A 10,264-nucleotide genomic window follows, 5' to 3' on the forward strand; every position below is an offset into this window, starting at 1 on the left:
CCGACCGAACCGAGCGGATCAGTGCCGTCCGCTCGCCCTGCCATCGTCACACGACCGACGATGCACTAACTTCAAACCTGGGCCACTGAATGGGGGCAGGCCACAGGGTGACGGGCGTGGTGGCCGCGACCAGCTACTGCTCACGGGTGCGCTTACGCTTGCGCCGCAGTTCCATCCGATAGGGATGGCGGACGTAGACGACCTCTCGATCCGGCATACCGCACCTCCGACGCCAATGTACCGGAAGTTTCGGCAAGCCAGTACGGAACGGTCTGATGCTGGCCGTGCCTCGCCCTCCGCTCGCCGGCCGCCGACGGTAAAGGTAGCGTGGGACGGGACAATTCGGTCGTCGACGATGCCCGTCGGTTGAGGTGGCTCACCGTCGGGCCCTCCGGAACGGAAGCAGCTACGGGCTGGCGAGGACCTTGAAGCCGGTCACGTCGGCGTGGCGCAGATGCAGGTGCGCCCCGGCCATGAGCTGCCGCAGCTCGGTGGAGAGCTTGCCGCCAGCGAAACCGGGCTGCACCACGGTGATGTGGAAGACGGGTGGCTTGGGGCGGGCAAGCAGGCGTTCCACGTCGGCGAAGGTCCCCCTGCGGAAGCGATTGCCGCCACCGGTGGTCATCCGCGACTCGATCTTCGAACGGATTCCCTTGCGCCCGCACCACCGGGCCGACTTGATCGCCTGACCGATCACCTCGTAGGCATCGCCGACCCGGGCGCCCGGCTTCGGGCTCTTCGTGCTTTTGCAGTGGTAGATCTCCACCTCGGTCTCGTCGCCCACCTCGCGGATTTCGATGAAGTCGGCGATCTCGCCGCTTCCGTGATCGAAGAAGATGACGGGTGCCGTCCCGGCGTTGAGGCGGGCCTCCATGAACTGGAAGATCGAGAGATGCCCATTCTTGGCGGTTCCGACCTCGGTGTTGATGCAGACACCGCTTCCCGTGAAGTCGATGGGTTCGACGCAGGCCGGATCGAAGGGGGCGTCCTCCGGGTTCCAGGGCGCATGGTACTCGCTGCCCTTCAGCGTTCCGAGATCGACCGTGAAGAAGGAGAGCGGGCGCTCGTTGAGATGGTCGATCAGGGTGCTTGAAGCACCGTGACGTTCCAATTCGATGCCACTCGAGCCGGCCTGATACCGGAAGTGGGGTCCACCCCGGACGTCGTAGACAAGACCGATATCAAGCCCATGCCCGCGTATGGCGACTGGCACCTCGTAGTCCGTGCAGCCGTCGTGATCGGCTATGAGGTCGAAGCCCGTGAGGGGAATTGCCGGCCGTCCGGGAACGATGACGTGCCAGGGACGCGTGTAGACCTCCTTGTCCCAGTCGGCGAGGAACACCGGGGCCGGGAGGCGGTCCACGTCCATGCCCGTGGCGAGGAGGTCCAGGCCGGAATGCGTGACCACCCGACGCGTGCTCGCTAGGCGTTCCGCCAGGCTGTCCATCCAGTCCACGAGCTCGAACAGCCGGGCCGAACTGTTCTGCCATATCTTCGAGGCGCTGCTGACCCCGATGGTGATGTCCACGCCGTCGCGCGTGCCGCCGCCGAAGAAGTGACCCCGCAGGTACTGGCGTGCATCCTCGGGGGCAATCGTACGCTCGACGGACCCGCCGGCCTTCGTGAGGTACTGTTCGGCGCTGCTGTTGGAGGCGCGGTTGCGCATGCCGATGTTGAAGAACTTCATGTCCTCCAGATCGAGGAGGACGCGGTTCAAGGTGTCGGCCGAGAGGCCTCTCAGGTTCCGCCCGGTAATCGCCTCGCTGAGGCGCTGATAGGTGCCATCCTGCCGTTTGGAGGCACAGACGAACAGGAAACCCTTCTCACGGTTGTGGTGGATGACGAAGAGATGGTTGCTGACGTCGGTCAGCCGTTCGTCCTCCGACCAGCGCACCTTCTTGTTCTCGCGGGCGACGAAAACCGCGGTGTTGAAATCCTTGCTCACCGCCGAGTAGACGACGTTCAGGCCGTAGGGGAACTCAATCGACTCATCGATGCGAACGGCATCGGTCAGCCGCCACACCTTCACGTGCATGTAGGGTGTCAGACCGTAGAGGGAGAGCTCCTCGATATCGGGGTCCTGGTGTCGATCAGGGTCGAAGGACTCCAGGATCTCGCGGGCCCGCTCCTCGCGCAGGACGCGGGTTGCGCTGAGGTTCGGGACGATCTCGCTCCAGGCGGCACCCTGGGCGTAGAGTTTCTCCGCCTCGACCTTGATGCTCGATGGGGCGGCGATGAAGGTCGCGTCGCCGAGTGCCTCGCCCGATGTCCGTGCGAACCGACCGATGAACTGGAGCGTCACCGCGAGCGACTTGTGTGGGGTATGGATGGCCGCGATCTTCAGGTTGGGCAGGTCGAACCCCTCGCCCAGCATGTTCACGCAGACGATGCCGTCGAGCTCGCCGCTTCGCAGGTCCGCGATGATGCGCTTCACATGGCCGACGGTGTGGTCGCTCTTGACCAGCTTCAGCTTCAGCTTGGTCACGGCCTCGTAGGCTTCGAGCAGCTCGGTCGCGCGTGCCTTGCTGTCCGTCCGGACCATGAGGCGATGCTGGAACCCGGCCGCCTCGTCCTCGCGGAACTGCCGTTCAGCGGCGACGGCGATTGCCTTGTCCTCCCAGCCCTCTGAGAAATCCTCCACCGGCACATAAGAGATCTGGCCGAAGATGCCGTCGTCGTAGGCCCGCTTCAGGTCGTAGGTGAAGACGAACCGGCCCTTGATCTCCAGTTCGTCGCGCCGGTACGGCGTCGCCGTGAAGAGTGCCCGCTTCGCGTCGGGGAAGCTCTTCAGGAGCTCGGTCCAGGTGAGCGCGGGGCTGTGGTGGGCCTCGTCCACCAGGACGAGGTCGAAGAAGTCCGCCGGCGGCGTCGGCACCCCATCCACGGCTGGGCTGGCGCTGTTGGGCGTGGCGACCACCACGTCGAAGCCTCGCAAGGCCTCCCAGTCCGTGATCTTGGCGTCCGCGTTAAAGACCGCCGGGGGCTCCAGGGTGGACGGGACAGCCCCCAGCCGTTTGAGAACCCCGAGCTGGCGGAAGTCGTCGTAGATTTGCTCCCGCACCAACCGGCTCGGGGTGACGACGAGGACACGGACAGCACGAAGGAGAAAGGCCGACGCCTGCAGCACGGCGGTCTTGCCGGACCCCGTCGGCATCGTGACGATGGCCGGGTCGTTGCGTTGGGCGAAATGGGCCCCGAGAGAAAACAGTGCGGCACGTTGCGCCTCCCGGAAACCGGGCGGGTCGTCGGTCGCGACGGGTATCGCCAGGACCGGGTAATTTCGAGCGAAGTAGCTTGCCGCAGGAGCTTGGCCGTCTGCCATCGGTAATCGTTCCTCCTAAGGAATGATGCCTCCCGAAAGCTCGGCCCGCCGGGCCTGAAGTTCGATGGCATCGGCAGCCCATGGCTGCGCCTGCAACCCCATCCTCGATGGGTGGGAAATCTCTGTTCCCTTTTTGTTCCCCTATCGAACTGGGCGACCGATCCACGGCCGCCCAGTTTCTAGCTTTACTCTAGGTTTAGTTAATGCGGAACTTAGAGGTTATAAGGCGGATCTTTGGGTCGCCCAGCAATGTTCGTCATGACGTCACGAGCAACCCGTGGTCGAGCCGCACGTGTCGCATTTGAGGCAGGTTCCGTTTCGCACGAGGGTGAAGTTCGCGCATTCGGGGCAGGCCTCGCCGACATAACCCTTCATTTTCGCCTCCGCGCGGCGGTCGGAGACCGTACGCTCGGGTTTGGCGAAGGGTAGTGCCTCGACCAATGTCTCTGCGATGCCGGCCGGGATCGGTTCGGACTTCAACGCCGTGGCACCGCGCATTGCATGGACCACGCCGCCTGCCGGAGTTGTAACGCCGGCCGAGGACGCTCCCACCCCGACCGCGCCGCCGGCCGGACCGCCCTGGATCAGGGTGAGCCGATCGGCCGATCCACGCAGGAGGCCACGGGAGACCACGTTGGCCGCGACGGCGTCGGGCTTGTCGCCGCGCGCACCCTCGCCCTCGCCCTTGCCCATGACCGTGTTGCCGATCTCGGACGGGTCGACATGGGCGAGATCCATGCGGCCGAGATACGAGATGGCGAGCTCGCGGAAGACGTAGTCGAGGATCGAAGTGGCGTTCTTGATGGCGTCGTTGCCCTGCACGAAGCCCGCCGGCTCGAATCGGGTGAAGGTGAAGGCGTCGACGTATTCTTCCATGGGCACGCCGTACTGGAGGCCGATGGAGATCGCGATGGCGAAATTGTTCATCAACGAGCGGAAGGCGGCGCCCTCCTTGTGCATGTCGATGAAGATCTCGCCGATGCGGCCGTCATGATACTCGCCAGTGCGCAGATAGACCTTGTGGCCGCCGACCACCGCCTTCTGAGTGTAGCCCTTGCGACGATCGGGCAGCTTTTCGCGCGACCGGATGCGCTCGACGCGCTCGATGACCCGCTCGACGATCTTCTCCGCGAGCTGCGCCGCCTTCGCCGTAGCCGGCTGGGCGACGAGCGCTTCGATCACCTCCTCGGCATCCTCCTCCTCGTCGGCGATGAGCGCCGAGTTCAGGGGCTGGGACAGCTTGGAACCGTCGCGGTAGAGGGCGTTGGCCTTCAGGGCCAGGGTCCAGGACAGCTTGTAGGCGTTCTTGCAATCCTCGACGGTGGCGTCGTTCGGCATGTTGATGGTCTTGGAGATGGCGCCCGAGATGAAGGGCTGCGCCGCCGCCATCATGCGGATGTGGCTCTCCACGGAGAGGTAGCGCTTGCCGATGCGGCCGCACGGGTTGGCGCAATCGAACACCGCGTAGTGCTCGACCTTGAGGAACGGGGCGCCCTCCAGGGTCATGGCACCGCAGATATGGGTGTTGGCCGCCTCGATGTCCTTCTTCGAATAGCCGAGGAACGGCAGGATCTCGAAGGTCGGGTCGGAGAGCTTATCAGCCGGGACCTCAAGCACGTCGGTGAGGAAAGCGTCGCCCAGCGTCCAACGGTTGAACACGAACTTGATGTCGAAGGCCTGCTTCAGCCCCGCCTCTATGGCCGAGAGCTTCTCGTCGGTGAAGCCCTTGGCGCGCAAGCTGCCCGGGTTGATGGCCGGGGCCTGGCCCATGGAGCCGTGGCCGACGGCGTAGGCCTCGATCTCGGCAATCTCGGATTCGCGGTAGCCCAGGGTCCGCAAGGCGTCCGGCACGGCGCGGTTGATGATCTTGAAGTAGCCGCCGCCGGCGAGCTTCTTGAACTTCACGAGGGCGAAGTCGGGCTCGATGCCCGTCGTGTCGCAATCCATGACGAGGCCGATGGTGCCGGTGGGCGCGATCACGGTCGCCTGCGCGTTCCGATACCCATGCTCCTCGCCGAGCTTGAGGGCGCGGTCCCAGGCGTGGCGGGCACGCTCCGCAAGATCGGCTTGGGGAATGTTGGCGAGATCCAGGGGCACCGGGGCGATCGACAGGAACTCGTAGCCCTCGGCCTCGCCGTAGGCGGCGCGGCGATGGTTGCGGATCACCTTGAGCATGGCGTCGGCGTTCTCCTCGTAGGCCGGGAAGGCCCCGAGTTCGCCGGCCATCTCGGCCGAGGTCGCGTAGGATACACCCGTCATGATCGCGGTGAGCGACCCGGCGAGCGCCCGGCCCTTATCAGAGTCGTAGGGCAGGCCCATGCTCATCAGCAGGCCGCCGATATTGGCGTAGCCCAGACCCAGCGTCCGGTAGCGGAACGAGAGCTCGGCGATTTCCTTCGAGGGGAACTGCGCCATCATCACGGAGATCTCGAGGACCACCGTCCAGAGGCGGTTGAGATGCTCGAAGGCGGCAACGTCGAAGTGGTTCGTGGCGCGGTCGTACATCGTCAGCAGGTTGGCCGAGGCCAGGTTGCAGGCGGTGTCGTCGAGGAACATGTACTCCGAGCACGGGTTCGAGGCGCGGATGCGCCCGCCCGCCGGGCAGGTGTGCCAGTCGTTCATGGTGGTGTTGAAGTGCAGGCCCGGGTCGGCGGAGGCCCAGGCGGCTTCGCCGATCTTGTCCCACAGCTCACGCGCCGGCAGGGTTTTCGTGGTCTTTCCCGTCGTGCGGGCCTTCAACTCCCAAGGGGCATCCGCTTCAACCGCGCGCAAAAAGTCATCAGTGAGGGAGACGGAGTTGTTCGAGTTCTGGCCGGCCACCGTGAGGTAGGCCTCCGAGTCCCAATCAGTGTCGTAGACGGGGAACTCGATCTTGGTGAAGCCTTGGCGGGCGAACTGGATCACCCGCTTGGTGTAGGAATCCGGCACCATGTCCTTGCGGGCGGCCTTCACGGCCTTCTTCAGGACCGGGTTGCGCTCGGGATCGAAGCAGGCGTCGCCCTCGGCCTCGCACTGGGTGCAGGCCTTCATCACCGCGGTGAGGTGCTTGGAGACGATCTTGGAGCCGGTCACCAAGGCGGCAACCTTCTGCTCCTCCTTCACCTTCCAGTCGATGTAGGTCTCGATATCCGGGTGGTCGATGTCGACGATGACCATCTTGGCCGCGCGCCGCGTGGTGCCGCCGGACTTGATGGCGCCGGCCGCCCGGTCGCCGATCTTCAGGAACGACATCAGGCCCGACGACTTGCCGCCGCCGCCGAGCTTCTCGTTCTCGCCGCGCAGCATGGAGAAGTTCGAGCCGGTGCCGGAGCCGTACTTAAACAAGCGGGCTTCGCGGACCCACAGGTCCATGATCCCGCCCTCGTTGACGAGGTCGTCCTGCACGCCCTGGATGAAGCAGGCGTGCGGCTGCGGATGCTCGTAAGACGAGGCGGATTTCGTCAGCTCACCGGTGCGATAATCAACGTAATAATGACCCTGCGCCGGACCATCGATGCCGTAGGCCCAATGCAGGCCGGTGTTGAACCATTGCGGGGAGTTCGGCGCCACCATCTGGCGGGCGAGCATGAAGCGCAGCTCGTCGAGGAACGCGGAGGCGTCGTCTTCGCTGGTGAAGTAGCCGCCCTTCCAGCCCCAATAGGTCCAGCAGCCGGCGAGGCGATCAAAGACCTGCGTCGACGACACTTCCGAGACGTAGCGCTCGGCCTCGGGCACCTCGGTCAAAGCCGCCTCGTCGGCCACGGAACGCCACAGGAAGGACGGGACGTCGTTCTCCTCGACCTTTTTCAGACGAGCCGGCACGCCGGCCTTGCGGAAGTACTTTTGAGCCAGCACGTCGCTGGCGACCTGGCTCCAGCTCTCGGGCACCTCGATGCCCTCCAGGCGGAACACCACCGAGCCGTCCGGATTGCGGATCTCGCTCAGGGTCTTGCGGAATGGAATCGTGGCGTAGGGGGATTGCCCGGCCGTGGTGAGGCGACGCTCGAACCGCATGAAACCTGTCTCCCGCCAAGCGCGCGATGGCGCCAGGGCTGTGATGCTGGGCTGGCGAGGACAAGCGACCGCGAACGCCCGCGCCACGCTGTTCAAACCAGACAAAATCGATGAACCGCCGAGGGACCGGATCGCTTCGGCGACATCCGAAAGCTAACGCGTCGAGGACCCTCACGTCAACAACTTGTGTGCGTCGGCTATGTTCCTGACTAGATGTTGTGTCGGCGCCCTAAATCCTGTGGATATCCGCGGCTTTCGGATAAGTGCTCTTTGGCGCTCGCGGAATCGCCGCGAGGATTCTGATGGCGCACAGGTTGGGACGAGCCGGGCCGGGCATACGCAATGGTTAACGCCGCCGGGGTGTGACAATCCGGGCGCAGGCGGGTACCCCGACTGGACTTGGGGGCAGCGCCTCACCATAGTCCCGCGCGAATGACGGACCGGCGGCCCCTAAGGCCCTTTCAGGCGAACGCGATGGCTCTCAAGGACACGCTCCTGCGGATTTTCACCTGGTGGAACGGGCAGACCATGTCGCTTGCCCTCTACACGGCACGCAAAGGGCAGTTCGTCGGCACGGACGAAGGCGGCAACACCTATTACCGGGCGCTTGGGCCCCTCATCGACCGGTCGGTGGGGCCCGAGCGGCGCTGGGTGGTCTATAACGGCTACGCCGACGCCTCGAAGGTGCCCCCCGGCTGGCGCTCGTGGCTGTGCCACAACGCCGACGTGCCGCCGAGCGAGGAGGCCTACACTCCGCGCGAATGGCAGAAGCCGCATGTCGAGAACCTCACGGGGACGCTCGGCGCCTACCGCCCGAAGGGCTCGCAACTTAGCACCGGCCAGCGCCCTCCGGCCACCGGTGATTACGCACCCTGGAATCCGAGCGCGTGAGCTTCGGGCCGAACACGGCCCTTTTTCCACCAATGTTGCACGCTTAACCGCGGGTCGCGTCGTCATCGCCTCGTGGCGCGCCGTCACAAGGGAGCGAGCCGTGAGCCGCAGCACCGCACGCGTTTCGCGATCCGGCCTCCTCGCCGCGCTCTTCGCCATTCCGGCCCTGACCTTCTCCGCGCTCCCGGCCGGGGCCGACAAGATCAAGAACCCGACCGCGGTGTTCTCGGGCCTCGACAAGATCACCGGCCGCATCGTGTCGTTCGAGGTGGCGGTGGATGAGACCGTGCAGTTCGGCGCGCTCCAGCTCACCCCGCGCGTCTGCTACAGCCGGCCGCCGACGGAAAGCCCAAAGACCACGGGCTTCCTCGAGGTCGACGAGGTCACCCTCGACAGCAAGTACCGCCGCATCTTCACCGGCTGGATGTTCGCGGCGAGCCCCGGCCTGCACGCCATCGAGCACCCGATCTACGACGTCTGGCTCGTGGATTGTAAGGGCGGCTCCGACGTGATCGCCGAGGCGAAGGAGCAGGAGGATACGCCAGTTCTGGCGTCGAAACCTGAAAAATCCCGGCGCCAGCGCGGTGGTCAGGACGCGACGCGGGCGGCCCAGCAGGTCAACCCCAACGGTCAGGTGGACGTCGAAGCGCCGCGCGGCGTGCCGGTCCAGCCGAAGCAGAAGCCCTCGCGAAAGTTCTTCCCATCGAACGAAGGCCCGGCACCGGCCCCCCCGTCGCCGCCGCCGCCACAGAACCTGTTCGACGCACTGTTCCGGTAGGGTGAGACGGAATGGCGTGAGGGGCCACCCCCTTCCACCGGAGCGCTAACGCTGCATCCTATTCGAACGGGTGGACAGCTCACTGCGTGCGGTTCGGAAGGTCTTTGATCCCGCGATTTGGCGATACGGTCGAGCACCCTATCGCGAGGGAAAGGGCGTGGGGGCGGGTTTTCCATGGAAGCGCCACCGCCACGGCGGCAGTCCGCCGCGCGATTCAGACACGTGAAGAGAGTGTAAGGGCGCTGGCGCGGCGCAAAGGCGTCTGCCCAATGACGGTGCTGCGCGGCGCAAACGGACGAGCACAGCCCTCGCGGCGCCAGTGATCCTCCCCCGTTTCAACGGACGTGGGTTTAGCTCGCGTTCCGCCCGGCCTGCTCGGGTGTGGTCGGTGATGTCCGCCAGCCAGACCGTGTTGGGCAGGGCAGCCGAGAAGAGCTGCTTCAGGAGGTCGGGTGCGACCGGCAGATCGTGACGGCTGTCGGTCGTGCAGGGNGGCCATCATCAAGGCGGCCGAAATCAGCTCGGTCCGCATATGATCGCGCATGGACCGACCAACGCTCTTGCGGGTGGCGGGATCGAGTATGGCGGCCAGGTGGAGCCAGCCCTCGCCGGTGGGCAGGTCGGTGATGTCCGCCAGCCAGACCGTGTTGGGCAGGGCAGCCGAGAAGAGCTGCTTCAGGAGGTCGGGTGCGACCGGCAGATCGTGACGGCTGTCGGTCGTGCAGGGTCGGAACCGACGCCCAGCCAGGGCCCGGATGCCTTGGCGGCGCATGAGGCGCTCCACGCGTCCGCGACTGGCTGTTCGGCCCTCCGCGCGCAAGGCCGCGTGCACCCGAGGTGAGCCGTAGCGCCTATGATGCTCGGCATGGATCCGCCGGACGTCGTCGAGGAGTTGACGGTTCGACGTTGACGGTTCGACACCGACCGGGCGCTCTCGGGACGTGACCGCCAGCCGTAGTAACCGCTGGGGGAGACTGCGAGCACGCGGCACATGAGACGCACCGGCCAGGTGTTCGCATNCTCGTAGGCGTAGGGGGCGGTGCCGGTGGTCTTTGACGGTTCGACGCCGACCGGGCGCTCTCGGGACGTGACCGCCAGCCGTAGTAACCGCTGGGGGAGACTGCGAGCACGCGGCACATGAGACGCACCGGCCAGGTGTTCGCATGCTGCTCGATGAAGGCGAACGTCACTTGGGCATCTCCGCGAAGATGCCGATCGCTTATGGGATGGCCCGCCCCTTACCGAACCGTTGGTGGCATGCTGCTGCTTTGGAGGAATGG

Annotated in this window: 4 protein-coding genes and 2 pseudogenes; 3 read left to right on the top strand and 3 right to left on the bottom strand. The window is 65.5% G+C overall.

All coding sequences use genetic code 11. The annotated features are described in order from the left end of the window. Positions 1-406 precede the first annotated feature (406 nt). Together ASF25_RS15920 and ASF25_RS15925 are read right to left on the bottom strand one after the other, a co-directional pair. Positions 407-3,322 (bottom strand): DEAD/DEAH box helicase family protein, encoded by a 2,916-nt coding sequence (locus tag ASF25_RS15920; protein WP_056305819.1) that lies wholly within the window; start codon positions 3,320-3,322, stop codon positions 407-409. Between the two features lie 264 nt (positions 3,323-3,586). Continuing rightward, entirely contained in the window at positions 3,587-7,315 is a 3,729-nt protein-coding gene (locus ASF25_RS15925) for a vitamin B12-dependent ribonucleotide reductase (protein WP_056305820.1), read from the bottom strand. Positions 7,316-7,789: 474 nt separating this feature from the next. Here ASF25_RS15925 and ASF25_RS15930 point away from each other — a divergent pair, with 474 nt between their 5' ends. The 3 genes and pseudogenes from ASF25_RS15930 to ASF25_RS23720 form a co-directional block, all read left to right on the top strand. Then, complete coding sequence (locus ASF25_RS15930) at positions 7,790-8,206, top strand: NADH:ubiquinone oxidoreductase subunit NDUFA12 (RefSeq protein WP_056305822.1); 417 nt, start codon at positions 7,790-7,792, stop codon at positions 8,204-8,206. 157 nt (positions 8,207-8,363) lie between these two features. Next, positions 8,364-8,984, top strand: coding sequence for a DUF2155 domain-containing protein (locus ASF25_RS15935; protein ID WP_056305824.1), 621 nt, complete (start codon positions 8,364-8,366; stop codon positions 8,982-8,984). A gap of 140 nt (positions 8,985-9,124) precedes the next feature. Then, positions 9,125-9,262 (top strand): annotated as a pseudogene (locus ASF25_RS23720) (IS481 family transposase); the annotation flags it as partial. 215 nt (positions 9,263-9,477) lie between these two features. Here ASF25_RS23720 and ASF25_RS22150 read toward each other — a convergent pair. Next, positions 9,478-10,003 (bottom strand): annotated as a pseudogene (locus ASF25_RS22150) (IS3 family transposase); the annotation flags it as partial. Positions 10,004-10,264 lie beyond the last annotated feature (261 nt).

The sequence above is a fragment of the Methylobacterium sp. Leaf100 genome (assembly GCF_001422845.1).
GTDB lineage: Bacteria > Pseudomonadota > Alphaproteobacteria > Rhizobiales > Beijerinckiaceae > Methylobacterium.